Origin of the sequence: Chroococcidiopsis thermalis PCC 7203, assembly GCF_000317125.1 — a bacterium.
GTDB classification, from domain to species: Bacteria; Cyanobacteriota; Cyanobacteriia; order Cyanobacteriales; family Chroococcidiopsidaceae; genus Chroococcidiopsis; species Chroococcidiopsis thermalis.
Genome location: NC_019695.1, coordinates 212,935 through 235,506, shown reverse-complemented (window position 1 = coordinate 235,506; position 22,572 = coordinate 212,935). Strand labels below are relative to the sequence as shown.

General features: G+C 46.0%; 31 protein-coding genes and 1 tRNA gene. 22 read left to right on the top strand and 10 right to left on the bottom strand.

Features of this window, described 5'->3' with window-relative positions; translation table 11 throughout:
- Window positions 1–2 precede the first annotated feature (2 nt).
- Window positions 3–209, bottom strand: a complete 207-nt coding sequence (locus tag CHRO_RS01040; protein ID WP_015152315.1) for a hypothetical protein — start codon at window positions 207–209, stop codon at window positions 3–5.
- 292 nt (window positions 210–501) lie between these two features.
- On the opposite strand from CHRO_RS01040, the gene cbiT reads away from it, so the two are divergent.
- On the top strand, window positions 502–1,104 hold the full coding sequence (cbiT, locus tag CHRO_RS01035; RefSeq protein ID WP_015152314.1) for a precorrin-6Y C5,15-methyltransferase subunit CbiT: 603 nt from the start codon (window positions 502–504) through the stop codon (window positions 1,102–1,104).
- Window positions 1,105–1,189: 85 nt separating this feature from the next.
- The gene (locus CHRO_RS01030; protein ID WP_015152313.1) at window positions 1,190–2,077 is read left to right on the top strand and encodes a phosphatidate cytidylyltransferase; all 888 of its coding nucleotides are present in this window, start codon (window positions 1,190–1,192) and stop codon (window positions 2,075–2,077) included.
- 32 nt (window positions 2,078–2,109) lie between these two features.
- On the opposite strand, the gene CHRO_RS01025 is transcribed toward CHRO_RS01030, so the two are convergent.
- Entirely contained in the window at window positions 2,110–2,817 is a 708-nt protein-coding gene (locus CHRO_RS01025) for an LmeA family phospholipid-binding protein (RefSeq protein WP_015152312.1), read from the bottom strand.
- 178 nt (window positions 2,818–2,995) lie between these two features.
- Here CHRO_RS01025 and CHRO_RS01020 point away from each other — a divergent pair, with 178 nt between their 5' ends.
- Entirely contained in the window at window positions 2,996–3,775 is a 780-nt protein-coding gene (locus CHRO_RS01020; RefSeq protein ID WP_015152311.1) for a pseudouridine synthase, read from the top strand.
- A gap of 31 nt (window positions 3,776–3,806) precedes the next feature.
- Window positions 3,807–4,610, top strand: a complete 804-nt coding sequence (locus CHRO_RS01015) for a helix-turn-helix domain-containing protein (protein WP_041462308.1) — start codon at window positions 3,807–3,809, stop codon at window positions 4,608–4,610.
- 163 nt (window positions 4,611–4,773) lie between these two features.
- Here the strand turns inward: CHRO_RS01015 and CHRO_RS01010 are convergent, their stop codons facing one another.
- The 8 genes from CHRO_RS01010 to ndhN all read right to left on the bottom strand — a co-directional run bounded on the left by CHRO_RS01010 (window position 4,774) and on the right by ndhN (window position 12,606).
- Window positions 4,774–5,520 (bottom strand): SDR family oxidoreductase, encoded by a 747-nt coding sequence (locus tag CHRO_RS01010; RefSeq protein WP_015152309.1) that lies wholly within the window; start codon window positions 5,518–5,520, stop codon window positions 4,774–4,776.
- Window positions 5,521–5,740: 220 nt separating this feature from the next.
- On the bottom strand, window positions 5,741–7,000 hold the full coding sequence (locus tag CHRO_RS01005; protein ID WP_015152308.1) for a DNA double-strand break repair nuclease NurA: 1,260 nt from the start codon (window positions 6,998–7,000) through the stop codon (window positions 5,741–5,743).
- Window positions 7,001–7,097: 97 nt separating this feature from the next.
- On the bottom strand, window positions 7,098–7,883 hold the full coding sequence (locus CHRO_RS01000) for an HAD family hydrolase (RefSeq protein ID WP_015152307.1): 786 nt from the start codon (window positions 7,881–7,883) through the stop codon (window positions 7,098–7,100).
- Window positions 7,884–8,069: 186 nt separating this feature from the next.
- Window positions 8,070–8,141, bottom strand: a tRNA-Gln gene (locus CHRO_RS00995).
- 62 nt (window positions 8,142–8,203) lie between these two features.
- On the bottom strand, window positions 8,204–8,821 hold the full coding sequence (locus CHRO_RS00990; protein WP_015152306.1) for a DJ-1/PfpI family protein: 618 nt from the start codon (window positions 8,819–8,821) through the stop codon (window positions 8,204–8,206).
- Window positions 8,822–9,045: 224 nt separating this feature from the next.
- The gene (locus CHRO_RS00985) at window positions 9,046–10,809 is read right to left on the bottom strand and encodes a R3H domain-containing nucleic acid-binding protein (RefSeq protein WP_015152305.1); all 1,764 of its coding nucleotides are present in this window, start codon (window positions 10,807–10,809) and stop codon (window positions 9,046–9,048) included.
- A gap of 49 nt (window positions 10,810–10,858) precedes the next feature.
- Window positions 10,859–12,016, bottom strand: coding sequence for a circadian clock protein LdpA (gene ldpA / locus CHRO_RS00980; RefSeq protein ID WP_015152304.1), 1,158 nt, complete (start codon window positions 12,014–12,016; stop codon window positions 10,859–10,861).
- 101 nt (window positions 12,017–12,117) lie between these two features.
- Window positions 12,118–12,606: an NAD(P)H-quinone oxidoreductase subunit N gene (ndhN, locus tag CHRO_RS00975; RefSeq protein ID WP_015152303.1), complete on the bottom strand. Its 489-nt coding sequence runs from the start codon at window positions 12,604–12,606 to the stop codon at window positions 12,118–12,120.
- Window positions 12,607–13,302: 696 nt separating this feature from the next.
- Between ndhN and rplC the strand changes: the two genes are divergently transcribed.
- The 18 genes from rplC to rplO all read left to right on the top strand — a co-directional run bounded on the left by rplC (window position 13,303) and on the right by rplO (window position 22,537).
- On the top strand, window positions 13,303–13,941 hold the full coding sequence (gene rplC, locus CHRO_RS00970) for a 50S ribosomal protein L3 (protein WP_015152302.1): 639 nt from the start codon (window positions 13,303–13,305) through the stop codon (window positions 13,939–13,941).
- 91 nt (window positions 13,942–14,032) lie between these two features.
- A complete protein-coding gene (rplD, locus tag CHRO_RS00965) occupies window positions 14,033–14,665 on the top strand; it encodes a 50S ribosomal protein L4 (protein WP_015152301.1) in 633 nt (210 codons plus the stop codon).
- Window positions 14,658–14,972 carry a 50S ribosomal protein L23 gene (locus CHRO_RS00960; protein ID WP_015152300.1) on the top strand — a complete coding sequence of 105 codons (315 nt, stop codon included), beginning with the start codon at window positions 14,658–14,660 and terminating at the stop codon, window positions 14,970–14,972. The genes rplD and CHRO_RS00960 overlap by 8 nt, the downstream gene beginning before the upstream one ends.
- Window positions 14,973–15,050: 78 nt before the next feature.
- Complete coding sequence (gene rplB / locus CHRO_RS00955) at window positions 15,051–15,914, top strand: 50S ribosomal protein L2 (RefSeq protein WP_015152299.1); 864 nt, start codon at window positions 15,051–15,053, stop codon at window positions 15,912–15,914.
- A gap of 122 nt (window positions 15,915–16,036) precedes the next feature.
- Window positions 16,037–16,315 (top strand): 30S ribosomal protein S19, encoded by a 279-nt coding sequence (gene rpsS / locus CHRO_RS00950; protein WP_015152298.1) that lies wholly within the window; start codon window positions 16,037–16,039, stop codon window positions 16,313–16,315.
- A gap of 80 nt (window positions 16,316–16,395) precedes the next feature.
- Entirely contained in the window at window positions 16,396–16,752 is a 357-nt protein-coding gene (rplV, locus tag CHRO_RS00945; protein WP_015152297.1) for a 50S ribosomal protein L22, read from the top strand.
- Window positions 16,753–16,857: 105 nt separating this feature from the next.
- A complete protein-coding gene (gene rpsC, locus CHRO_RS00940) occupies window positions 16,858–17,604 on the top strand; it encodes a 30S ribosomal protein S3 (RefSeq protein ID WP_015152296.1) in 747 nt (248 codons plus the stop codon).
- Window positions 17,605–17,666: 62 nt separating this feature from the next.
- Window positions 17,667–18,086, top strand: a complete 420-nt coding sequence (gene rplP, locus CHRO_RS00935; protein WP_015152295.1) for a 50S ribosomal protein L16 — start codon at window positions 17,667–17,669, stop codon at window positions 18,084–18,086.
- Window positions 18,087–18,089: 3 nt separating this feature from the next.
- The gene (rpmC, locus tag CHRO_RS00930) at window positions 18,090–18,323 is read left to right on the top strand and encodes a 50S ribosomal protein L29 (protein ID WP_015152294.1); all 234 of its coding nucleotides are present in this window, start codon (window positions 18,090–18,092) and stop codon (window positions 18,321–18,323) included.
- A 6-nt stretch (window positions 18,324–18,329) separates the two neighbouring features.
- A complete protein-coding gene (rpsQ, locus tag CHRO_RS00925; RefSeq protein ID WP_015152293.1) occupies window positions 18,330–18,617 on the top strand; it encodes a 30S ribosomal protein S17 in 288 nt (95 codons plus the stop codon).
- Window positions 18,614–18,982, top strand: coding sequence for a 50S ribosomal protein L14 (gene rplN / locus CHRO_RS00920; protein ID WP_015152292.1), 369 nt, complete (start codon window positions 18,614–18,616; stop codon window positions 18,980–18,982). The genes rpsQ and rplN overlap by 4 nt, the downstream gene beginning before the upstream one ends.
- Window positions 18,982–19,344 carry a 50S ribosomal protein L24 gene (gene rplX, locus CHRO_RS00915; RefSeq protein ID WP_015152291.1) on the top strand — a complete coding sequence of 121 codons (363 nt, stop codon included), beginning with the start codon at window positions 18,982–18,984 and terminating at the stop codon, window positions 19,342–19,344. The genes rplN and rplX overlap by 1 nt, the downstream gene beginning before the upstream one ends.
- A 105-nt stretch (window positions 19,345–19,449) precedes the next feature.
- Window positions 19,450–19,998, top strand: coding sequence for a 50S ribosomal protein L5 (gene rplE, locus CHRO_RS00910; protein ID WP_015152290.1), 549 nt, complete (start codon window positions 19,450–19,452; stop codon window positions 19,996–19,998).
- Between the two features lie 18 nt (window positions 19,999–20,016).
- The gene (gene rpsH, locus CHRO_RS00905; protein ID WP_015152289.1) at window positions 20,017–20,421 is read left to right on the top strand and encodes a 30S ribosomal protein S8; all 405 of its coding nucleotides are present in this window, start codon (window positions 20,017–20,019) and stop codon (window positions 20,419–20,421) included.
- 84 nt (window positions 20,422–20,505) lie between these two features.
- Window positions 20,506–21,045: a 50S ribosomal protein L6 gene (rplF, locus tag CHRO_RS00900; protein WP_015152288.1), complete on the top strand. Its 540-nt coding sequence runs from the start codon at window positions 20,506–20,508 to the stop codon at window positions 21,043–21,045.
- A gap of 2 nt (window positions 21,046–21,047) precedes the next feature.
- Window positions 21,048–21,407 (top strand): 50S ribosomal protein L18, encoded by a 360-nt coding sequence (gene rplR / locus CHRO_RS00895; RefSeq protein ID WP_015152287.1) that lies wholly within the window; start codon window positions 21,048–21,050, stop codon window positions 21,405–21,407.
- 87 nt (window positions 21,408–21,494) lie between these two features.
- Window positions 21,495–22,022, top strand: coding sequence for a 30S ribosomal protein S5 (rpsE, locus tag CHRO_RS00890; protein WP_015152286.1), 528 nt, complete (start codon window positions 21,495–21,497; stop codon window positions 22,020–22,022).
- 68 nt (window positions 22,023–22,090) lie between these two features.
- Window positions 22,091–22,537, top strand: a complete 447-nt coding sequence (gene rplO, locus CHRO_RS00885; protein ID WP_015152285.1) for a 50S ribosomal protein L15 — start codon at window positions 22,091–22,093, stop codon at window positions 22,535–22,537.
- The last annotated feature ends 35 nt before the right edge of the window (window positions 22,538–22,572 follow it).

The following is a 22,572-nucleotide window of genomic DNA, read 5'->3' as shown; positions in this document are numbered from 1 at the left end:
CGTTAGTCCAATTTCAAAGCATTAACTGGCACGTCGTCCCACGATTCTACCGTTCGCAGTCTGGCTTCCCAACCGGATTCTTTTTGCGTTTCGGTCAAATTTTGCAAGTAGGATTCGTGACAAGCTTGCGCCTGCATTTCGTCACAGCAAGCAATGCAAGCGTGTATCATTCCAGACGGATCGATCTGCTCGTTAACCCAAATTGTCATCTTGCCTCTGGTGTAAACTGACGCTAATTCAAAGTTGACATTTGTTAGCTTAACCTGTTGTATCCTTTCGTTAACCACCAGATTTCCCAATCTTTGCTAGCAGTTTTCGCCTGCTTACTCCTTATGACTTAACAACAGACAAGGGAAAGAGGTAAGGAGTGTAGAACTTCTCTCATCACCACTCACTCCTTACTCCTCACTTTATGTATTAAAGTGCGAGTGATGTTAAGTTCTTATTGTTGAGAGCTTTCCTTTACTGCTGGGGCAAGCTGATGTCGTTCATCTAATTTCTATGCCTTCCCAACTCTGGCCCTATATTACACCAGGTATCCCTGACGATTTATTCGAGCGCTTGCCAGGAATTCCCTTGAGTAAGCGGGAAATTCGGTTATTGCTGATTTCTCAGTTGCGGTTACAACCAAACTCCTTGGTGTGGGATATTGGCGCAGGAACAGGGACAATTCCAGTTGAAATTAGCTTGTTGTGTCCGAAAGCCCAGATTATTGCTGTCGAGCGAGATGACGAAGTTGCTAGCTTGATCCGTCGCAACTGCGATCGCTTTAATGTGAAAAATGTTGAAGTCGTAGAAGCTAGCGCCCCAGAATGCTTACCAAATTTACCTCAAGCTCCGCACCGAGTTTGTATTGAAGGTGGTCGTCCTATCAAAGATATTCTCAAAGCTGTTTGGCAATATCTGCCACTACAAGGTAGAGTCGTTACCACTGCTGGGAATTTGGAAAGTTTATATGCTATTTCTCAAGGTTTAGCTGAGTTACATGCTAGAAATATCGATGTCGTGCAATCATCTGTCAATCGCTTAGAGCAAAAAGGTAATCAGCAAATCTTTGCTGCTGTCGATCCTATTTTTATTTTGAGTGGAGAAAAGCTAGACTAATCCCATCCGATTTTAGATTTTAGATTTTGGATTGAAGTCAAAGTCTGTAATCGAAAGTTCCAAATCCTAAATCCAAAATTGCTCTATGCCTTGGTCTCGAATTATTAGTGGAATTATCGCGATCGCTCTTGCCCTAACCGCCAGCGTCTTAGGAGGGTGGTATTTTACCTTTATGTTTATGGCGATCGTTTATTTGGGTCAACTAGAATATTTTGAGTTAGTCCGAGCCAAGGGAATTGCACCTGCTGCGAAAACAACGATAGTCGTCAGTTTGGCTTTACTCGCGATCGCTACAGTTTCTTCTAACTTGGCTGATGCCGTGATGCCAGTAGCAGGAACGTTTATTTGTTTCTATCTCCTATTTTTACCAAAATTAGCCTCGATCGCCGATATTTCTACTTCTATTTTGGGACTATTTTATTGCGGTTATTTACCGAGTTATTGGATTAGATTGCGATCGCTGGGCAATCCTGCTGTTAGCAACATTCCATTCGATGGCTACTTACCAGATATAGCGACTATTAATCTCATCAAGCATGGAAATTTTGCAGCTTTACCGCAAGGTTTGACAGTTACTCTTCTAGCTTTTTTTTGTATATGGGCAGCTGATATTGGAGCATATACTATTGGTAAATTTTTTGGACGCACGCGCCTTTCTGATATTAGCCCCAAAAAAACTGTGGAAGGGTCTGTATTTGGAGTTGCTGGTAGTATAGCTGTAGCTACAATTGGCAGCTGGTTTCTTCATTGGGCTGGTTCGCCTTGGACGGGTATAGCTTTGGGATTGTTAATCGGGATTACCAGCTTGTTAGGCGATCTCACAGAGTCCATGATGAAACGCGATGCTGGGGTTAAAGACTCAGGACAATTAATTCCAGGTCACGGTGGCATTCTCGATCGCGCCGACAGTTACGTTTTTACCGCCCCCCTAGTTTATTATTTTGTCACTCTGTTGTTGCCGTTATTAGATTGAGTGGTAATTGGTAATCGATCGCAGATAACTAATTAAGGCATGACGGTAATACTACCACGACAGACAATCTGTCCTGGTTCTAAGGTTAGTTCTTTTAAATTGACGTGAGAACCTAAATCCATAACATAGTTTTCTAACTCTTCCCATGAGTTAGAAATTTGGAGTTGGGGTTGAGTTAGAAGCAATTTGCGACCGCTAGAAAGCTGCAAGCCGCACCTGAGAGTAATAGGTGTAGTGTGGCTAGAATTAACTAAATTACCCTGCAATAACAAGCTTCCTGGGGCGATCGCGATTTGTTTCCAGTCAATTTGTCCTCGCACAGCATTGTTGCTAGAAGCTAATTTTGATAGTAACTCCGTTAAAGCACTAGACAGTAAATCCGACTTCAGGGAAGCATTGAGATCTGTTTCCTGTAGTATTGCTTCCCCAGAGACAACCATAGGTTCTAGCAGTTGCAGCGGTTGTCCTCTCATCACTTGATGTAAATTTGTCTGCATTCCCTCCCCCATTAGGCTGATTTTTGCGAAATGTAAACCTTTATAAACAATGCGATCGCCAGAGATAGATAGGCGGGGAATACTACCAGAAAGGATTTGTCGATCGCTGCTGGCGATTTGTACCTCTAAATGAGATACTTGCTCAACTTGCGATCGGACAAACAGCCATAGTGCCGGAGACAGCACTTTACTAATTAGGCGATGCTTAGCGGTCTTGTCTTGCTCTAAGTTGTTCGGATTCAAGGGAAATATGTCAGTGTAACAGTTGCTCAAATTAGTGTAGTTAATATTTGTTCGGTTATCAGTAGTAAAGGAGCTGAGGGAGCAACTCAAAATTCACGCATTCACGCATTAATTCCGAATTCCGAATTCCGAATTCTCAGCGTATATATTGGTATTACCTGGGTCTAAGGATCGACAAATGGAGGAACGGATACAAAAAATTCTTTCTCAGTGGGGAATCGCTTCGAGACGGCAAGCGGAAGAGATGATTAAGCTCGGTCGCGTGCGCTGCAATGGTGCGATAGTAGAGTTAGGGCATAAAGCCGATCCGAGCCGAGACGCGATCGAAGTGGATGGAAAGCCTTTGCGATCGCCTCATCGTCCCCAGCCTATCTATTTATTGCTCAATAAACCAACTGGTGTAGTTACAACTTGTGACGACCCCCAAGGTAGACCCACAGTGATGCAACTGTTACCACCTAATCTACGTCAAGGTCAGGGTATTCATCCTGTCGGACGTTTGGATACTGAATCTACAGGTGCATTATTACTGACGAATGATGGAAACCTGACATTTGCTCTCACCCATCCCCGTCATGACATTTCCAAGACATATCAAGTCGTAGTTGCGGGACATCCGCCAGAATCGGTGTTAAAACAATGGCGACAGGGAGTTGTTTTAGAGGGGAGAAAGACCAGAAAGGCACAAGTGCGCGTGTTGTCTCGCGATGCCAATCGCACGTGGTTAGAATTCATTTTATGGGAAGGCAGAAATCGGCAAATTCGCCGCATGACAGAACAGTTGGGTTATCCCACGCTCCAGTTGCATCGAACTACAATTGGTTCGATTCAACTAGAACCAACCGCAGGTGCAGCTTTGCCTCCAGGTTGCTATCGTTCGCTCGAAAAACGCGAAATTGATTATTTACAAAATCAACTACAAAATCAACTCAAATCTACAACAAGGGTGCAGGTGTAAGGTGCTATCAAGAAGTGCAACAGATAAATCTATGAAGCGGTGGAAACAGCAACAGCAGCAACAACAAGAACCAATCGTTTTGACGCTCGAACAACAAAGAGCTGAAAAGTTGGCGCAAATAGGTGCTACTCTGCGCCGCAGGCGAGAAGACAAACAAATTTCTCTAGAGCGAATTGAATCTACAACGCGAATTCGTCAGAGTTTTTTACAAGCGATCGAAGCAGGTAATATTGATAAATTACCTGAGCCAGTTTATATTCGAGGCTTTATTAAGCAATATGCCGAGGCACTCGATCTAGATGGTACGGAATTAGCTGATTCTTTTCCTTTAGAAGACTATCGGCAGAGTTTGAAGCCAGTAGGAGTTAGCCTACCTCCAGCTCAATTACAAACTTCTCATCTCTACGCTATATACATTCTTTTAATTATTGGTGCAGTCAGCATTTTGTCTCAAACATTGAGTAATTCTGACTTTCAAATCGGTCAAACTACTCAGTCACAACCTCCTTTACCCGTTGCTAATGTCGCTAAGCCTAAAGCACCAGCTAAAGTCAAACCAGTTGCTACTCCCAAAAAGCAAACCAAGCCAGTTGAAATTGGTATGACTTTTAAAGAAAAATCGTGGATTCGGGTAATTGCAGATGGGAAGAAAGCCTTTGAAGGCGAGTTACCTCAAGGAACGCAGCGTACTTGGACGGCTAACAATCGCCTGTCGTTCAGAGTTGGCAATGCTGGCGGGGTATTGGTTAATTACAACCAAGAAGAAGCTAAACCCTTGGGAGAGTCGGGACAAGTACAAGAAGTTACATTTGGAGCGAATAATCAGAGACTTTAATTCGTAACTCGTAATTCGTAATTCGTAATTCGTAATTTCTAACTAAATACTGGCGATCGCGCAAGTAAAGCACTCGCTCGATATCCGATCGATTGATACAGAAATTCGATTCAAGTGCTTCATTTTTAAATGTCAATACTATTAGAATTCATGACAGGAGGAGCTACCACAGAATTTCTCCATCATCGTCGAGAAATTTACCCGTGGGTGGATTCTCCATCGTAGCAAGTTTGACAATAATTGATGCTCCTTGTTCGACAGTACGCGGTGCATTATCTGTACCCATATCAGTTTTTACCCAACCAGGACAAATAGAGTTGACGCTGATTTTGTCCTCTACTAAATCTTTTGCTAAGGCAACAGTTATAGCATTAAGTGCAGATTTGGAAGAGTTATAAGCAACGGTATTAACTCCGTAGTAATAATGTTCTGGGTCACTGAGAGAAGTTAGGGAACCAAGTGTTGACGAAATATTTATGATTTGTGGTTTCAGGATTTGTGCTGTTCCAGCTTGCTTGAGTAACGGTAGAAAATGGTGAATTGTTGCAAATGCACCAAAAACATTCGTGAGAAAAGTATCCTTGAGAACATCTACACTCAGCGTAGATGGTCGAGTTGCTGGTGAAAAATCATAATTGACAGCAGCATTATTAATCAGCACAGTAACTTGTTTCCACTGTCTAGCCACAGTTTCAGCAGCATCTTTAATTGACGATTCATCATTGATATCAATTGGTACAAAATGAACGTCAAATCCTTCAGCACGGAGTGTTTCTGCTGCTGCTTCTCCACGTTGTACGTTACGTGTACCAATCAAAACAGTGAAGTCATGCTGGGCAAGCTGTCGTGCAACTTCATTTCCAATTCCTTTATTTGCACCTGTAATGAAAGTAACTGGCTTTGTTGTCATTGTCTCAAATCCTTTCTTGTCTAGGCTTAACTACATCGATCCAACGCTATACAATTCAGTAGCTCCATCTCGTGATGTCATAAATTTCAATCGAGACGATCTAAAGCGAGCTTTATTTTGCTTTGTTTGCTGTTATAGCATGGCAAAAAATCAGCGCGATCGCCACAACTGAAATAAGTTTGTCATACTCTAATAGAAGTTAAGCTATTAATGATAGATATTAAGCAATACTGCCGCGCTTACGCGCTTCCTTATAGGAAATTCCGACATTTCTCAAGCCTGCTTTGATCATTTGTTGTTCTAGCATCGCAAAGAAACGAGCGCGATCGCCTCCCCTCACAACTGCTTGATTGTGCGCCTCTGCTAACACGACAGGGTAGCCATAGCCTTTCTGTACTTGAGCTAACATCAAACCTAAAGATTGATTAAATAAAGCTTCATCCTCTGCTACCCAAGCCGGAACTTCTACCCGTGCAATTTCCGTACCGACATGTACGTAACAGAAATAGATTGTACAATCTCCATATAATTCTGTTATGCGGGCAGAACTACGCCATAAAGTGCTTCTTTGTCCTGGCTGCAATTGAATCGACCATAGTGCTGCATCCCGCAATGGTTCGAGGACTTGACAAGGAACTTTTTCAATTTGATTCGGACAAAAACTGGCGCAGTCTGGTACTTCGTGAATGCAAGCTTGCAGACGTAAAAAATTCAAGCTTTCCATACTACGAGAAGCGCTGAGATAACCCATGATGGGAATACTCAAGGCTTTAAGCTGTTCCCAAGCCGTCAAAATTGGTGGCAAAATGCGATCGCGTGCTTCTAAAGGCAATTGTTCTAAAAACCAATAGATTAACGATCCATCGACCATAGCTAGTGTAGGAGTGGTAATTGGTAATTGGTAATTGGTAATTGGTCGTTCTCCTCCTTGTCCCCCTTGTCCCCTTGTCCCCTTGTCCTCTTGCTCCCTGCTTCCTACCACAGCAGCAGCCAACTCAGCCAACACGGTAGCTTCAGAAGCAGTACGACGATAACCCATCCATTCTTCAGTGCGGATACCCCATTGACGCGAAATATATAAATCTTCGGGACGGTAGAATACTTCTGGTAGGCTATCGAGCAAAGGTTGGCGATTTTGTCCGTAGTGCAAGACTACCCGACCGATATTGAGTAGATAACAATAAGCGATTTCGTGATGGTTGGGAGCAATCTGCGAGCCATCCGTGGCGAGAACGGTATGAGTTTTAGGTGGTACTGGTAGATCGATACAGGTGTTAAGCGGTTCCATTGGTACAGCGGTGCTGAATAAAATGCGATCGCGCCACTGTTTTTGTCGCTGCATCAATTCTGCTTGATTTTTGTAAGCTGCTGTCATGAGATCTTGCGCCAACTCCAACCGTTGGCGACTTGCAGCTACTTCCGTGCTTAAATGTTGGCTGATGCCTTGCATCGCCTTCGCTACTTTTGTCAGATCGAGCATATCGAGCTATAAGCTTTCGGCTATTAGTCAGCTTATATTCAATTTTTATTTTTTGTGAGTTTTTGATGATAAATATTCAAAAATCATCATTTACAATTTAGCCCCAAGCCGAAAAATCTTCAGCAAACTGAGCCAGCGATAGCAACTGAATACGGGGGTTTTGCTGCGCCAGTTCTCTCTCGGCTGAGGTATTATATCCCCAATCAGCTAGAAAAAGTCTCACATCTTCCAAGTCTGCTTGCTGTTGCACGAGTTGCAAAGTCTTGAGTCTGTCTTCCACAAACCAGAACACGACTGGTGTTTGAGTGGCGATCGCAATTAACTCTCTGATAATTTGATATTTTGGACGCTTGATTTCTTTGCCTAAAACCGACTGACTGGGTAATTGTATACCTTGCCGTTGCAAAAGTTGCTCGACAAAACGCCCTTCTTTAGTCGTAATAATCAGCGGTTTAACCGGACTATCAATTAATGAGTGCAATCTTTCCAAAACCCCAGGATAAAACCGATGCAGGTCTAGCCAACTATCGAGATTGGTAGAAATCCATTCATCTCGAATTGCATCCAATTGCTTGCCGATCTCAGCAGCAGTTAAGTTATCTTGTTGCAAGAATTTTTGCGCGATCGCACTCCAATTTTGCCATATTTCTGCTTCTGTCACCCCGGATAACAAAGCTCTAATCAACACTGGCATTTCCCAACCCGTCTCAATTACCGGACGCAAGCGATCGAATTGCGATGTTAAATTTTCAGGTGTGGTTTGAGAAGATGGTAACCAAATTTTGCAGTACGTTCGCCAAGCCGTAGCGAAATATTCTGGTAGACCGTCACAAATTACGCCATCAAAATCCAGAGCTAAAATCGTGGGAGCGTTTACACTCATTTTTCCCAACTGTGAGATTCCAACGGCAAGCTTAGCCCATCTAGCCCTTCAATAACAGAAAATCTCTACACAAAAACGCTGCTTAACTCTATGCAAGGGAAATCAACCTACTCTTTCTCCCCCAGCCTCCTCAGCTTCCCCAGCTCACCCCTACAGGAAGCCTCAAAATAAGAATTAAGATCTAAACTGGGGCGCTAGGATTCGAACCTAGGGATGGCGGGACCAAAACCCGCTGCCTTACCGCTTGGCTACGCCCCATCGTTTGTTAGCCTTAACCATGATAGCAGTTACTACTGCTATTGTGTCAAGAACTTTTACGGCTATTCCAGATAATTTTCTAACTTTCCACTTAGCTGCCAGTCATATTCCATGTACTCCGCAGTCTCTCTCGCTTGTTGTTCTCCCAAAAGCTTAGCGACTACATACAACGACATGTCAATCCCTGCTGAGATTCCAGCCGATAAAATTATGCTGCCGTTGTCTACAAACCTTTTATCTGGTTTAACTTGTGTATTCGGTGCAACCTGCTTGAGTAAATCGATCGCGCCATGATGGGTGGTAGCTGTAAGTCCTTCCAGCAAACCAGCTTTAGCCAAAAGTAACGCGCCCGTACAGACGGAAAGCAATAACTCTGCTTGTTGAGAGCGTTCTTTAATCCAGTCAATTAAAGCTGAATTGTGCATTTCTCGCCGCGTGCCAAAACCACCAGGCACGAGTAAGATATGCGATCGCGGACAGTCGAGGAGAGTGTACTGTGGATTAACGCTTAACTGATTTCGAGCGATTATCGGTCGGCGTTCCTTTGCTACCGTGTAGACGTTGAAAGGCTCAGAGCCATTGCGTTTTCCCGTCACTCCAAAGACTTCGTAGGGACCGCAAAAGTCCAAAATCTCTACCTCATCAAAAATTAAGATAGCAACGTTCCTTCGCTGTGTCATATCTACCTCAGTATGGGTGTGAGAGGACTTGGCGATCGCTCATACAATTGCTTTTACACTCACACAATAGCGTTACATTTGAAAATATACAGATGAGCCAACTTCAGCTATTACAAAGCGATCGCGGTATATCTGTTAGAGGCGTAAAGCTGTATTCAACTGGGTGAAATACAGAACTGGTAGGGGCGCACAGCTGTGCGCCCCTACATTTACCAAAAAAGGCATTACGCCGGATAAATCCGCAAGCGCCGATTTGGTTCGTCACCAAAACTATCCGATTTCAGACGATAGTGTTCTACCAGTTCGTGCTGCATCTTCCGCACTTTTGCCGAACGGGGTAACAACTCCACGGGTTGTCCCTTGGGAATGACGATTTGTTCCACTGCTAACCGAGCCTCTTCTAAAGCATCGAGTTCGTCCTCGCTGCCATTTTGGATGAATAAACTCAGTTCCCGTTCGTCCGGTACGACTGGCTCGTCCATATCCAACAACCGCCGCAACGTGCGGATAATTTGTGGAATCGTATTTGACTTGAGCGTGTGGATTGGGACGTGACGCGCCTTAGCGACATGACGTAACTTAGACTGATTTTTGACGTGCGATCGCAAAGCTAAAATTGCATCGGCACTGTCAATATCTTTCGTCAGTACCACGGGTAAACTCAGCACTTGGATTGCTTGCTCTAACTGGTGGCGACTCACACCGTAGGGATAAATATGCAAGGGTAAATCTTCCCCATTCGGACCCGCATTCACCGCCAAATCGCTGTTAAAGCGATCGCTTCGAGCCAGAGATTCATCCAACAGGCGCTCGAACTCTTGTTCTCGCGTGGCTGGTTCTGGTACGGCAGCGAGTGGGATCATTCGTCCAGTCGAACGCCACCCACCTACAGTCATAGTGGGTGATAGTTTCGATTCTTCCTCTTGCCTGGGATTGCCCACCTCGTAGCCCCGCCCAAAGCCATCTTGCCCTACTCCCCGAAGCGGCGTAGGTGACTGCCGTACAATCGTGACTTTACCATCTGCATCGACAGTTCTAAGTTGTGGATTTGGTATGCGTCCTCTCAGCAAAGCATCGACGGTATCAGCAACGCTTTCATGGATCGTCCAGCGTTGTCTTTCCAGCATTTCCACGGCAATTTCAAACGTTGGTGGAGCTTTACGTTCTAAAACAGTTTTCTGCGTCCGCCGCCGTCTGGCTTCATCATCGCCTAAAGTGACAGACTGGATACCACCCACTAAATCTGATAGAGTCGGGTTCTTGATCAAATTTTCAATCTGATTGCCATGCGCCGTTCCTACCAGTTGTACGCCCCGTTCGGCAATGGTACGAGCCGCTAGAGCTTCCAACTCCGTACCAATTTCATCAATCACGATGACTTCTGGCATGTGATTTTCTACTGCCTCAATCATCACTTGATGCTGAAATTCTGGACGCGATACTTGCATTCGTCGCGCCCGTCCAATGGCTGGATGAGGAACATCTCCATCCCCTGCAATTTCGTTTGAAGTATCGATAATGACGACACGCTTATTTAAGTCATCGGCTAACACTCTGGCAATTTCTCGCAAAGCTGTGGTTTTACCCACCCCAGGACGACCTAATAGTAGAATTGACTGTCCGGTTTCTACTAAATCGTGGATCATGCCAATCGTGCCAAAGACAGCTCGTCCGACACGACAGGTTAAACCGATAATATCGCCAGCACGGTTCCTAATCGCACTAATCCGGTGCAGAGTTTGCGCCAGTCCTGCCCGATTATCACCACCAAAATGTCCCACGCGCTGTATGCTATATCTAATTTGATCGTGGGAAATGCCAGACTCAGCAAGGTACTCGGCGCGATCGGGAAAACGAGCTTCTGGGCGACGACCTAAATCCATCACCACTTCAATTAAGCTGTCCCGTTGTGGGTGTTGCTCTAAAACATTTTTAATGTCTAGTGGCAAAATATCTAACAACTTCTGGAGATCGTCTGTTTTTGTCATGCTGGCTAGAGCTATTCAGTCAACAATAGCGAGAAGGTTTAGCAATTTTCTATGGCAACTCCATAGACTTCAGTTGAGATACCAGCGAATAGGCAAGTTCTACTGCTTGCCATAGTAATTCCGGTACGTTTTCCAAGCGGGCGATCGCTCTTTCATTGGCTGGATTTACCTCCATTTGTTCTAATTGGTGCAAAATCGGCGACAGCAAAACGCGGGCATAACTGCCATAGGCAACTCCTGAAATGAATTCGGAATTCGGAATTCGGGAGTCGTCATTGTTTTGACTTCTAACTTTTGACTTTTGACTTAACATTCCCACCGCCTGCAACTTAGCAACGGTATAACTGTTCGTTCCACCTGCAAGTTGAACGTATCCAGGTAAGCCAGCTGCCAAGACTTTTTGACCTAATTTCACGGCGGCTAAGGTCGTACCGTCGCCAATATCACCGCTCATCGGTCGCCCGTCAGTTTGCCAAATTATCGGACACTTAAGGGGAGAAATTAGACGATACAGGCTGTGGAGATATTCTATTAACCCATCACCATCAGGACAGCTAATTGCCACAAGTTTCAAGCGCTCGATCCAGGGAGCTATACTTAACCATAAACGCTTAAATTCTGCTGTTCTACCTACCTGGGTATGAATTTCTACCGCATCGACACCAGTTGCAAGTACGAGCGGCGCGATCGCTCCTGGTGTCGATACATAAGAGCGAGTGTAAATAATTTGCGGCGGACAAACAGGCAAGCACCGCCCGCAGCCGTAACAACTTTCCGATATAACTCCAGAAGAGACAACTTGAGAATAATCGTCCCTGGGGGGATGAAACACAATTGCTTGGGCAGGACAAACTCGTTCGCACGGGCGATCGCATTGTGAGGGACACTCAACCGCATTAAACTCTGCTTTGCGAAAGTGTGGGTCTTCGCCATCGTTAAGGCTTACCATCAACCAAGGCAACTTTCCTCGACTGCCAAAGCCGCGCTGTCGAGCTTCTTCCATTAACGTACTTGCCACGGCGATCGCGGCTTGCGCTGACGCAATTACAGATGGGTCTGCTGCCACATCAATGCAATCAGCACCAGCCAGAGTATACGCTAAGCTAAGATTTCTTACCGCAGGCAGATGCTGGTAGCTGGCTCCGCAAATCAATTTGAACCAGTGACCTTCCTTTAATGAGCGTAAGGCGTTGTCAATCTCAGTCACACTTCTATGCTAATGTGCAACTGATAAAAAAGAAGATTTCCTCGATTAATTTCTGTTGTTTATCGATCGCCAAATTTTTTGCTCTTACGACAAATAAGTATTTATACGGCTTGGTAGCTAGGTGCAAGGGTATCTCGGAGAGGTTGCCAGCGAAAATAGCGCTCTCCTCCTCTTTCTATGACGATTTTTACTCGCGGATCTAGGCTAGGCAAATTGACCAAAAATTCAATTTCTTGATTCGAGAGAATGTGTCCTTCAATAATCCACAGTACTAATCCTTTAGACTTGGGTGGGAGTTGTTCCAAGTTGTAGCTGACTATTGGTGGCAGGTAATAAACATATCCCACTGCTGCCCCTTGACCTACACTCTTCTTCCCCAGATGTGGCGGACGCACGCCATGAACTCCAGTTAGATAAGCCGATACATCTCCTAGCCCCCTAGCAGTAATATTCAGGGTTGTGTAGCCAGTAGCACGTAGGCGGCGACGATAACGACCTTCAAACCCACCTTCTAGCGGAGCGTAAACGCCCAGCGCCCCGTGCTTTTCTAAGTCGCGAATTAATTTGCTACCAGTAGTAAAGAGTGGCATCGTTAAGTATTGTTGTTTAATTCCATTCTTATCTTAATATTCAGTTGCCAGTTATCAGTTGCCAGTTATTAGTTGTCAGTTATTAGCGATTGGCGATCGCCTTGAAAAAAATCCTGTCAACAGTTGTCATTTGCGATCGCATAGTTTAAACTGTTAGATCGTGACCAAACAAGGTAGCTAGACAAAACTCATTAATTGTTTTTGACAGCTTGCTGGAGTCCTTCGGGAAGAGGATGAGACCCTCTAAGAGGCAAGCTATTTGTTTGTGAGTGTCTGACTACATTTTTTAGCTCATGAGTGGCAGTCTGGCGCGTGAGGCAGTTGAATTGCCTTACTAGGGCTTCCCTGGATTCTGAGAACGTGGGTTGATGAAATCTCAGAGAAGCTAAATCTAGAGAACTATTCAGGTTCTCAAGAATGGATACTAAGTAGCTTGCTACTTAAGTCCTACTCAAGCTAGACAGTGCCGGAGCAAATTCTCTCGCCATTGGCAACTGCTTCGCAGTAGAGTGTTTTGCGAGTTACAGCGATGAAGTGGGTTTAAACCAATTAAGCCGATTGCTCGCTACTCCAACCTGAAAACCTTTTGAAGGCGAACGGGCTGGACAGATACTGGCAGCAGAGATAGTAAGAACCGAATCCCACCTTTGCAATCCGGTTCCGATGCAACTGAGTTAAATAGGAGAAACAATTCCCGTGTCCATTGGTATTCTTGGCACTAAACTGGGCATGACCCAGGTATTTGACGAGACAGGAAAGGCTATTCCCGTTACTGTCGTTCAAGCGGGTCCATGTGTTGTCACCCAGATAAAAACTAAACAAACTGACGGCTACACCGCCATTCAAGTCGGATTCAAAGAAGTAAAACCCAAAGCACTGAGCAAGCCAGAATTGGGTCATTTAGCAAAATCTTCTGCTCCTGCTTTACGTCATCTGCACGAGTATCGCCTCGATAATTTAAGCGAATACACGCTAGGGCAGCAAATCACAGCAGATATATTTAATTCAGGACAAATTGTTGATGTCAGTGGAAATAGCATTGGTCGCGGCTTTGCTGGTTATCAGAAGCGGCATAATTTCGGTCGCGGTCCGATGTCTCACGGTTCTAAAAATCACCGCCTCCCTGGATCTATCGGAGCTGGTACGACTCCTGGTCGCGTCTACCCAGGTAAGCGGATGGCAGGGCGTTTAGGTGGTTCGCAAGTCACGATTCGCAAACTGACTGTCGTGCGGGTAGATGCAGAACGCAATCTATTGCTGATCAAAGGAGCAGTTCCAGGTAAACCAGGTGCTTTGCTCAGTATTGTACCTACTAAGAAAGTTGGGAAGGGGTAATAGGTCATAGGTAATAGGCTTGCAACTACCAAATACCAAATACCAATTACCAATCTAAATTCCAGAGAAATCTAATCAGGTAAAGCCCAAAATGGTTGAGTGCGTAGTCAAAAATTGGCAAGGTGAAGCAGTCGGACAGGCGACGCTTGAATTAAGAGTGGCAAAAGAAACAAGCGCTTCTCATGTCGTTCACCGCGCCTTAATTAAACAATTAACAAATGCCCGTCAAGGAACTGCCAACACCAAAACCCGTGCGGAAGTCCGAGGCGGCGGTCGCAAACCTTGGAGACAAAAAGGCACGGGACGCGCTCGTGCTGGTTCGATCCGATCGCCCCTCTGGCGTGGTGGTGGTGTCACCTTCGGACCCAAGCCGAGAACGTACAACTTGAAAATGAACCGCAAAGAGGAATTGCTGGCATTGCGCACGGCTTTTGCGAGTAGAGCTGATGATATGGTCGTCGTAGAAGACTTTGCCGAGCAGATCTCGCAACCAAAAACAAAAGAAATGACAGCCGCGATCGCGCGTTGGGGAATAGACCCAGGCACGAAAGTTTTATTAATTGTCGCTGAAGAAACAGAAAACGTTTACTTGTCAGCCCGTAATATCGCCAAACTGACTTTAATTTCAGCCGATGAATTAAACGTTTATGACATCCTCAACGCTGACACAATTGTCGCTACATCATCCGCCCTTAATATGATTCAGGAGGTCTACAGTGCTTAAGATCGACCCCCGCCAGTTACCAGATATCGTCCGCCGCCCAATTTTGACTGAAAAAGCCACGCGGTTGATGGAGCAGAACAAATATACATTTGACGTGACTCCTCAAGCTAGCAAACCGCAAATTAAAGCCGCGATCGAAGACTTATTTGAAGTTAAAGTCGTACAAGTCAACACCCTGCTCAAACCTCGAAGAAAAAAGCGGGTAGGTAGGTTTGTGGGATTCAAGCCCCAGTACAAGCGAGCGATCGTTACCGTAGCACCTGGGGATGAAGACAAGATCAGACAAGTTCTCTTCCCAGATGTTTAAGCCGGTCATCCGTTATTCGTGATTCGTTATCGCCACAAATGACAAATGACTAAGGAAAAATGACTAAGGAAAAAAATTATGGGTACTCGTTCCTATAGACCATACACCCCTAGCACGCGCCAACGGATCGTTTCCGATTTTGCTGAAATTACCAAAAGCGAACCAGAAAAGTCGCTGGTAAAGTACGTTCACAATCCTAAAGGACGGAACAATCGCGGTGTCATCACTTCTCGTTTTCGCGGTGGCGGACATAAGCAACTCTACCGAATCATCGATTTCAAACGCGACAAGCGCAACATTCCAGCCAAAGTCGCAGCGATCGAATACGATCCCAATCGGAACGCTAGGATTGCCTTACTTTATTACCAAGATGGAGAAAAGCGTTACATTCTTCAGCCAAACGGCTTGAAAGTAGGAACAGTCGTGACAGCCGGAGTGGATGCGCCTATTGAAGACGGTAATGCATTACCTTTAGCTAACATCCCCCTTGGTACGACAGTCCACAACGTCGAACTAACACCAGGACGCGGCGGACAAATTGTCCGTGCTGCTGGTGCTAGCGCCCAAGTGGTAGCCAAAGAAGGTAATTACGTCACCCTCAAGCTCCCTTCCGGCGAAGTCCGCATGATTCGTCGTGAATGCTACGCCACAATTGGACAAGTTGGTAATACCGACGCGAGAAACCTCAGCGCAGGAAAAGCTGGTCGCACCCGTTGGAAAGGTAAAAAGCCCCACGTTCGGGGTAGCGTTATGAACCCCGTCGATCACCCACACGGTGGTGGTGAAGGTAGAGCGCCCATTGGTAGATCGGGTCCAGTTACCCCTTGGGGTAAGCCAGCATTAGGTATGAAGACTCGTAAGCGGAAAAAACCAAGTTCTGCTTTAATCGTCCGTCGTCGTCGTAAATCCTCCAAGCGTGGACGTGGCGGTCGCGAAAGCTAAATTTGGGTAATGGGTAATGGGTAATAGGTAATGGGAAGTCAAAAGTCAAAATTTGCCTCTCGCCTCTTGCCTAAATCGCCAATTACCAACTACCAACTACCAATTACCAACCACATAAAACTATGGGTCGTTCTTTAAAAAAAGGTCCTTTCATTGCCGATAGCCTACTCAGCAAAATTGAAAAGCTGAATTCACGAGGCGAAAAACAGGTCATCAAAACTTGGTCGCGAGCATCGACAATTCTGCCACAGATGGTCGGTCACACGATCGCAGTTCACAACGGCAGACAGCACGTTCCCATCTATGTTTCCGAACAAATGGTAGGACATAAATTAGGTGAATTTGCTCCCACCCGCACCTTTCGCGGTCACGCCAAGAGTGACAAAAAAGCAGGTAGGTAGTCATTTGTCATTAGTCATTAGTCATTTGTTTCTAGCTAATGACAAATAACAAATGACGAATGACAAAAACGGAGAAAGTTATGGCTACAAACACAACTAATACACAAGAAATCAAAGCGATCGCCCGTTACATTCGCATGTCTCCTTTTAAAGTGCGGCGCGTCCTCGATCAAATTCGGGGGCGATCGTATCGGGAAGCATTAATTATTCTAGAGTTCATGCCTTACCGTGCCTGTGAACCAGTATTGAAAGTGCTGCGTTCTGCCGTTGCTAATGCCGAACACAACGCTGGATTAGAACCATCCGAGCTAAAAATTACCCAAGCCTATGCCGACCAAGGACCAGTGCTGAAGCGCTTCCGTCCGAGAGCGCAAGGGCGAGCGTATCAGATTCGCAAGCCGACCTGTCACATCACGATCGCCGTAGCAGCTCAATAAAGAGAGCTGGGGAAGCTGAGGAAGCTGAGGGAGCTGAGGGGAAAAACCTCTTGCCTCTCGCCTCTTATCCCTTACCCCTTACCCCTTACCCCTTACCCCTCAACTATGGGACAAAAAATTCATCCAGTCGGTTTTCGCCTCGGCGTTACCAAAGAACACCACTCTCGTTGGTTTGCCGAGCCACAGCGATATCCTGAAATTCTCCAAGAAGACTATAAACTACGGCAATACATCGAGCAGAAGCTAGGTCGTTATGCTGCCAATAATGCCGGAATTGCTGAAGTTAGGATCGAGCGTAAAGCAGATCAAATCGAGCTAGAGTTACGCACTGCTCGCCCTGGTGTAGTCGTCGGTCGTGGTGGAGCTGGCATTGAAGCCTTGCGTAACGGACTTCAAGAACTTCTGGGCAGCCAACGCCAAATTCGGATTAACGTTGTCGAAGTCGCCCAAGTTGATGCCGATGCCTTTCTAATTGCCGAGTACATTGCGCAACAGTTAGAGCGTCGCGTCTCCTTCCGCCGCGTAGTACGCCAAGCGATTCAACGCGCTCAAAGAGCAGGCATTCAAGGGATTAGAGTTCAAGTTGGCGGTCGGCTTAACGGCGCAGAGATTGCCCGTACAGAATGGACGCGCGAAGGTAGAGTGCCATTACACACCTTACGGGCAGATATAGACTACGCCTACTGTACCGCAAAAACCATTTACGGCATTTTAGGAATCAAGGTTTGGGCGTTTAAGGGAGAAATTATCCCTGGACAAGAACCACAGCCTACCCCTGGAACCAATCAACCCCGCCGCCGTCAACAGCAGCGCCGACGGCAGCAGTTTGAAGACCGTTCTAACGAAGGTTAACTGTCATTCGTCATCAAATGACAAATGACAAATGACAAATGACAAATGACGAATGACAAACCATGCTAAGCCCTAGAAGAACAAAATTCCGCAAACAACAACGCGGACGAATGAAAGGACTTGCCACCAGAGGTAGCAACATCAACTTTGGTGAATTTGCCCTACAAGCTCAAGAACCAGCTTGGATTACCTCTCGGCAAATTGAGGCAAGCCGTCGCGCCATGACTCGCTATATCCGTCGTGGTGGGAAGATTTGGATTCGGATTTTCCCCGATAAACCCGTTACCATGCGTCCGGCTGAAACCCGTATGGGTTCGGGTAAAGGTTCGCCTGAGTTTTGGGTAGCTGTAGTTAAGCCAGGACGAATTTTGTTTGAAATCGCTGGCGTACCAGAAGCAACTGCTCGCGAAGCAATGCGGTTGGCTTCTCACAAACTACCAATTCAAACAAAGTTTATTATGCGCGAGGAGGAGCAAGTATAAGTCATGCCCCTACCTAAGATTTCAGAAGCTAGAGAATTAACTGACGAACAGTTAGCAACAGAAATTATTGCGATTAAAAAGCAATTGTTTAGCCTGCGCTTGCAAAAAGCAACTCGCCAGTTAGAAAAGCCGCACCAAATCAAGCACGCCAAACATCGGTTAGGGCAATTGCTGACGGTGGAACGCGAGCGCCAACTGGCAAACACGAATGAAGCTGAACCCGCAACAGAAGAGTAAGTAACGATGGCAGTCAAAGAAAGAATTGGCTTAGTCGTGAGCGACAAAATGCAAAAGACTGTGGTAGTTGCGGTAGAAAACCGCTCTCCTCACCCCAAGTACGCCAAAATTGTCGTGCGTACTCGGCGCTACAAAGCTCATGACGAAGAGAATAAATGTAAAGAGGGCGATCGCGTCCGCATTCGCGAAACTAGACCTCTCAGCCGTACGAAACGCTGGGAAGTGATAGAGATTCTCGATAGTCCCACCACCGCGATCGCTGCTGTAACTACCACAACGGGAGAACAACAGTGATTCAACCCCAAACCTATCTCAACGTCGCGGACAATAGTGGGGCGCGAAAATTAATGTGTATCCGCGTCCTTGGCGCTGGTAATCGTCGTTACGGGAACGTCGGCGACGTAATTATCGCCGTCGTTAAAGATGCCATTCCCAATATGGGAGTCAAAAAATCCGATGTCGTGCGAGCGGTGATCGTTCGTACCCGCAAAGGTTTGCGACGTGATAGCGGCATGAGCATTCGTTTTGATGACAATGCTGCCGTGATTATCAACCAAGATGGCAACCCCAGAGGAACGCGGGTATTTGGACCTGTAGCTAGAGAGCTGCGGGATAAAAACTATACCAAAATCGTTTCTTTAGCGCCGGAGGTGCTGTAATGGCAAAGAGAAAAGGAGCCAAAGAAAATAAACCAGTTCGCCACAAAATGCACGTCAAAACTGGCGATACGGTACAGGTAATTTCTGGAGCAGATAAAGGTAAAGTCGGCGAAATTGTGCGATCGCTTCCAGAAAAAAGCCAAGTGATTATCAAAGGCGTAAATGTCAAAACTAAGCACGTCAAGCCCAAAGAAGAAGGGGAATCGGGTCGGATCGTTACCTTAGAATTTCCCATCCACAGTTCCAACGTCATGCACTATTCCACCAAGCAAAACGTCGCTAGCCGAATTTGCTATACCTTCAACCAAGAAGGAAAAAAAGTGCGGATGCTGAAAAAAACTGGTGAAATCATCGACAAATAATTAGTCATGGGTCATTAGTCACTAGTCATTAGTGATGAGTGATTGACAAATGACGAATGACAAATATAATTCCCTGACCAAGACCAGGGTAAACAAGGAAAGACTATGGCATCGTCAAAACTCAAAAGCATATACCAAGAGAAAATTGTGCCGCAATTGGTGGAGCAATTTCAATACAAAAACGTCCATCAAGTCCCCAAGCTAGTGAAAATCACCATAAACCGAGGTTTAGGTGAAGCAGCACAAAACGCTAAAGCAATGGAATCGTCTTTGACTGAGCTAGCAACGATCGCAGGTCAAAAACCCGTAGTCACGCGAGCAAAAAAAGCGATCGCGGGCTTTAAAATTCGTCAGGGGATGCCAGTAGGCATTATGGTAACTCTACGGGGCGATCGCATGTACGCTTTCCTCGATCGCTTTGTCAATCTTGCCTTACCTCGGATTCGTGACTTTCGCGGCATCAGCCCCAAAAGCTTCGACGGACGCGGTAACTACACCCTTGGCGTAAGAGAACAGCTAATTTTCCCCGAAGTCGAATACGACAGTATCGACCAAATTCGCGGTATGGATATTTCCATCATTACCACTGCCAATACTGACGAGGAAGGTCGTGCCTTACTCAAAGCATTTGGTATGCCCTTCCGAGATCAATAAATTCTACAAGAGGAAACGATGGCGGCTAACGACACAATTGCTGATATGCTGACGCGCATCCGCAATGCTAATATGGCGCGGCATCAGACAACAAAAATCCCTTCTACCAAAATGACTCGCAACCTTGCCAGAGTCTTACAAGAAGAAGGTTTTATCGCCCAGTTTGAAGAAGAAGCGCAAGAAGGGGTAAAACGCAATCTGGTAGTTACCCTCAAGTACAAGGGTAAAAATCGCCAGCCGATCGTCACGGCGCTCAAAAGAGTCAGCAGACCAGGACTGCGAGTTTACTCCAACCGAAAAGAATTACCGCGAGTATTAGGTGGTATTGGCATTGCTATCATCTCCACCTCGCACGGCATCATGACCGATCGCGAAGCCCGCCGTCAAGGTCTAGGTGGCGAAGTTCTCTGCTATATCTGGTAAATTCGTCACTTGTCATTTGTTATTTGTCATTTCTATTCACCAATGACCAACGACCAATGACTAATGACAAACAAGGAGTTCATCATGTCTCGAATCGGCAAACGTCCCATTACCATCCCCAGCAAGGTTACCGTCACCATTAACGGCTCCCACGTTGCCGTCAAAGGTCCTAAAGGGGAACTCGCTCGCGTCCTTCCCAGTGCCGTTACGGTGGAACAGGAAGGAGACACAATTTTAGTCAAACGGCAAGATGATTCCCGCCTCTCGCGCCAACTCCACGGTTTATCCCGCACCCTAGTGGCAAATATGGTGGATGGAGTTTCGCAAGGATTCCAAAAGCGGTTAGAAATTCAGGGAGTCGGCTACCGAGCGCAAGTTCAAGGACGCAACTTAGTCCTCAGTCTTGGCTACAGCCATCCCGTACAAATCGAGCCACCCGAAGGCATCCAACTTGCAGTAGAAAACAACACGAATGTCATTGTCAGCGGCTTTGACAAAGAATTAGTTGGCAACGTCGCCGCTCAAATTCGCGACAAGCGCCCGCCCGAACCCTACAAAGGTAAAGGCGTTCGCTACGCCGGAGAAGCCGTCAGACGTAAAGCTGGTAAGGCAGGTAAGAAGTAATTATGAAGCTCAGTCGTCAAGAATCCAGGGAAAAACGGCATCGTCGGATCAGAAAAGTTGTCGTAGGCAGTACGGAACGCCCGCGCCTAGCAGTGTTTCGCTCTCACCAGCATATCTACGCTCAAGTCATAGACGATTCCCAACATCATACTTTGGTAGCTGCTTCTACTTTAGACCCAGATTTAAAATCCCTCGAATCTAAAGGAACGTGCGAAGCATCAGTGGAAGTCGGTAAATTAATTGCCCAACGCGCTAAAGCTAAAGGTATATCACAAGTTGTCTTTGACCGAGGCGGAAACCTCTACCACGGTCGAGTCAAAGCACTAGCTGACGCAGCACGGGAAGCAGGATTAGATTTTTAATTTGTTAATAGTTAATAGTTAATAGTTGATGGCAATTAACAATGAACGATTAACAATTAGCAATTAACATTTTTAGAGGCACTCAATATGGCAACAGGTCGTCGCAAAGCTAATCGCACTAAAGAAAAAGAAACAACTTTTCAAGAGCGGGTGATTCAAATCCGGCGGGTGAGTAAGGTCGTCAAGGGAGGAAAAAAACTCAGCTTCCGTGCCATTGTCGCTGTCGGTAACGAGCGCGGTCAAGTTGGGATCGGAGTAGGTAAAGCTGGAGATGTGATCGGCGCTGTGAAAAAAGGCGTAGCAGATGGCAAAAAACATCTCATTGATGTCCCATTGACCAAATCTAACTCGATTCCCCATCCAACTAATGGCACTGGTGGCGGCGCAAAAGTCTTAATGCGTCCAGCCGCACCTGGAACGGGTGTAATTGCGGGGGGTGCAGTCAGAACCGTACTGGAATTAGCAGGAGTGCGGAATATTCTAGCCAAACAGCTAGGTTCCAACAACCCCCTGAATAATGCTAGAGCTGCCGTTAATGCCCTTGCTACACTCCGCACTTTTGCTGAAGTCGCAGAAGAACGCGGCATTCCAGTAGAAAAGCTCTATATCGTCTAATCGTCATGCGTCAAACAAATGACCAATGACTAATAACCAATGACCAATGACAAACTAACAAAAAAGTTATGAGACTAACTGACGTTAGACCCCAAAAAGGCTCAAAAAAACGCGCTCGTCGTCTCGGTCGAGGAGTTTCTGCCGGACAGGGCGCGAGTGCCGGCAAAGGGATGCGCGGACAAAAAGCCCGTTCTGGTGGTGGCACTAGACCAGGATTTGAAGGCGGACAGCAGCCCTTGTATCGCCGTCTACCTAAGTTGAAAGGCTTTCCAATTATTAATCGTAAAGAATACATTACGATTAATGTAAGCAAGCTGTCTTCACTTCCTGCTGATACGGAAGTAAACTTGTCCTCGTTAAAAGAGGCGGGAATAATTAAAGCTGCTAAAGGTTCGCTTAAAATTTTGGGAGATGGGGAATTAAACGTTGCTCTCAAGGTACAAGCGGCAGCTTTTACAGCATCAGCTAAAAGCAAGATAGAAGCAGCTGGCGGGAGTTGTGAAGTCGTTAAGTAGCCAAAGTTTTTCACTGAAGTTATTTAACGCAAATG

Bases quoted from the DNA above. Each gene is read 5' to 3' on its own strand.
- rpsC (WP_015152296.1), top strand. From the start codon at position 16,858: ATGGGACAAAAAATTCATCCAGTCGGTTTTCGCCTCGGCGTTACCAAA.
- rpsH (WP_015152289.1), top strand. From the start codon at position 20,017: ATGGCGGCTAACGACACAATTGCTGATATGCTGACGCGCATCCGCAAT.
- CHRO_RS00990 (WP_015152306.1), bottom strand. From the start codon at position 8,821: ATGACACAGCGAAGGAACGTTGCTATCTTAATTTTTGATGAGGTAGAG.
- rplV (WP_015152297.1), top strand. From the start codon at position 16,396: ATGGCTACAAACACAACTAATACACAAGAAATCAAAGCGATCGCCCGT.
- CHRO_RS01000 (WP_015152307.1), bottom strand. From the start codon at position 7,883: ATGAGTGTAAACGCTCCCACGATTTTAGCTCTGGATTTTGATGGCGTA.
- rplF (WP_015152288.1), top strand. From the start codon at position 20,506: ATGTCTCGAATCGGCAAACGTCCCATTACCATCCCCAGCAAGGTTACC.
- rplE (WP_015152290.1), top strand. From the start codon at position 19,450: ATGGCATCGTCAAAACTCAAAAGCATATACCAAGAGAAAATTGTGCCG.
- CHRO_RS01030 (WP_015152313.1), top strand. From the start codon at position 1,190: ATGCCTTGGTCTCGAATTATTAGTGGAATTATCGCGATCGCTCTTGCC.
- CHRO_RS01005 (WP_015152308.1), bottom strand. From the start codon at position 7,000: ATGCTCGATCTGACAAAAGTAGCGAAGGCGATGCAAGGCATCAGCCAA.
- ndhN (WP_015152303.1), bottom strand. From the start codon at position 12,606: ATGCCACTCTTTACTACTGGTAGCAAATTAATTCGCGACTTAGAAAAG.
- CHRO_RS00985 (WP_015152305.1), bottom strand. From the start codon at position 10,809: ATGACAAAAACAGACGATCTCCAGAAGTTGTTAGATATTTTGCCACTA.
- rplP (WP_015152295.1), top strand. From the start codon at position 17,667: ATGCTAAGCCCTAGAAGAACAAAATTCCGCAAACAACAACGCGGACGA.
- CHRO_RS01010 (WP_015152309.1), bottom strand. From the start codon at position 5,520: ATGACAACAAAGCCAGTTACTTTCATTACAGGTGCAAATAAAGGAATT.
- rpsQ (WP_015152293.1), top strand. From the start codon at position 18,330: ATGGCAGTCAAAGAAAGAATTGGCTTAGTCGTGAGCGACAAAATGCAA.
- CHRO_RS01020 (WP_015152311.1), top strand. From the start codon at position 2,996: ATGGAGGAACGGATACAAAAAATTCTTTCTCAGTGGGGAATCGCTTCG.
- CHRO_RS01040 (WP_015152315.1), bottom strand. From the start codon at position 209: ATGACAATTTGGGTTAACGAGCAGATCGATCCGTCTGGAATGATACAC.
- rpsE (WP_015152286.1), top strand. From the start codon at position 21,495: ATGGCAACAGGTCGTCGCAAAGCTAATCGCACTAAAGAAAAAGAAACA.
- rplX (WP_015152291.1), top strand. From the start codon at position 18,982: ATGGCAAAGAGAAAAGGAGCCAAAGAAAATAAACCAGTTCGCCACAAA.
- rpmC (WP_015152294.1), top strand. From the start codon at position 18,090: ATGCCCCTACCTAAGATTTCAGAAGCTAGAGAATTAACTGACGAACAG.
- rplD (WP_015152301.1), top strand. From the start codon at position 14,033: ATGGTTGAGTGCGTAGTCAAAAATTGGCAAGGTGAAGCAGTCGGACAG.
- cbiT (WP_015152314.1), top strand. From the start codon at position 502: ATGCCTTCCCAACTCTGGCCCTATATTACACCAGGTATCCCTGACGAT.
- rplR (WP_015152287.1), top strand. From the start codon at position 21,048: ATGAAGCTCAGTCGTCAAGAATCCAGGGAAAAACGGCATCGTCGGATC.
- rpsS (WP_015152298.1), top strand. From the start codon at position 16,037: ATGGGTCGTTCTTTAAAAAAAGGTCCTTTCATTGCCGATAGCCTACTC.
- CHRO_RS01015 (WP_041462308.1), top strand. From the start codon at position 3,807: ATGAAGCGGTGGAAACAGCAACAGCAGCAACAACAAGAACCAATCGTT.
- rplB (WP_015152299.1), top strand. From the start codon at position 15,051: ATGGGTACTCGTTCCTATAGACCATACACCCCTAGCACGCGCCAACGG.
- rplO (WP_015152285.1), top strand. From the start codon at position 22,091: ATGAGACTAACTGACGTTAGACCCCAAAAAGGCTCAAAAAAACGCGCT.